A 1054-nucleotide genomic window follows, 5' to 3' on the forward strand; every position below is an offset into this window, starting at 1 on the left:
GGCCTCCAGCACCGTGGCCCGCTCCAGCGACGGCCACACCTGCGCCGCGGCCCACACCGCGGCACCGGTCCCCCCGCCGAGGTCGAGCAGCGACACCGGCTCCGGCACCCGCGCGGCGGCCCGCTCCAGCACGTCGACGACCGCCGCGTGCGTCGCGGGCATCCGGTAGGCGGCGTAGGCCGCCGCGTCGTCGTCGGTGCGCAGGATCGGCGCGGTGGGCACGGTGCCGCTGCGGTAGTCGCGGATCAGCCGGTCGACCACCGGCGCGAGCCGCGCGGCGGGGACCCGGTCGAGCGCGTCGTCGAGGGCGGCGCCGAGTGCGCCGGACAGGTCGGGGGACAGGTCGGGGACCACCCGCCCATTCCACCAGTCCCGGGCTCAGCCCCGGGCGCCGACCAGCAGCGGGTCGGCCAGCACGTCGAGCAGCGGGGCCTGCATCCGCGCCCACGGCGACAGCCCGGAGGCCGGGTCGTCGGCGGCGGCGCGGAAGCGCGACCAGCTCCACCAGGCCACGTCCTCGACCTCGTCGGGGCGCGGCTCGGGCTCGCCGCTGATCCGGGCGACGAACACCGGGCAGAGCTCGTTCTCCTCGATCCCGTCCTGCGACGCGCGGTAGCTGAAGTCCGGTAACACCATCCGCAGCTCGGTCGCGCGGATGCCCAGCTCGTCGGCCAGCCTGCGGTGCACCGCGTCGGCCATGTCCTCGCCGGGGGCGGGGTGCCCGCAGCAGGTGTTGGTCCAGACCAGCGGGAAGGCGGTCTTGGTGCGGGCGCGCCGGGTCACCAGCAGCCGGCCGGCGTCGTCGACGCCGTAGCAGGAGAACGCCAGGTGCCGCGGGGTGCTCGCACCGTGCACGGTGGCCTTGTCCGCGACGCCGACCGGGTTGCCGTCGTCGTCCAGCAGCACGACCTGTTCCATGCCGTCCTGTCTACCGGAGCCCGGCGGCCGCGGCCCGTCGGCCGGTACCGGCTCACACCCCGGGGCGGGCGGCTGCGCGGCGCCGGACCGCGCCGCCGAGCGCGGCACCCGGCAGGTGCGCGGCGACGACCGCGAG

At 77.3% G+C, this 1054-nt stretch carries 2 protein-coding genes; both read right to left on the bottom strand.

Going from position 1 to position 1054, the window contains the following annotated elements:
• A partial coding sequence (locus tag NH602_RS31030; RefSeq protein ID WP_308292908.1) for a small ribosomal subunit Rsm22 family protein occupies positions 1-354 on the bottom strand: 354 nt, incomplete at its 3' end.
• Positions 355-378: 24 nt separating this feature from the next.
• A complete protein-coding gene (gene idi, locus NH602_RS31035; protein ID WP_062400875.1) occupies positions 379-918 on the bottom strand; it encodes an isopentenyl-diphosphate Delta-isomerase in 540 nt (179 codons plus the stop codon).
• Positions 919-1054 lie beyond the last annotated feature (136 nt).

This window comes from Pseudonocardia sp. McavD-2-B, assembly GCF_024124365.1.
Taxonomy (GTDB): Bacteria; Actinomycetota; Actinomycetes; order Mycobacteriales; family Pseudonocardiaceae; genus Pseudonocardia; species Pseudonocardia alni.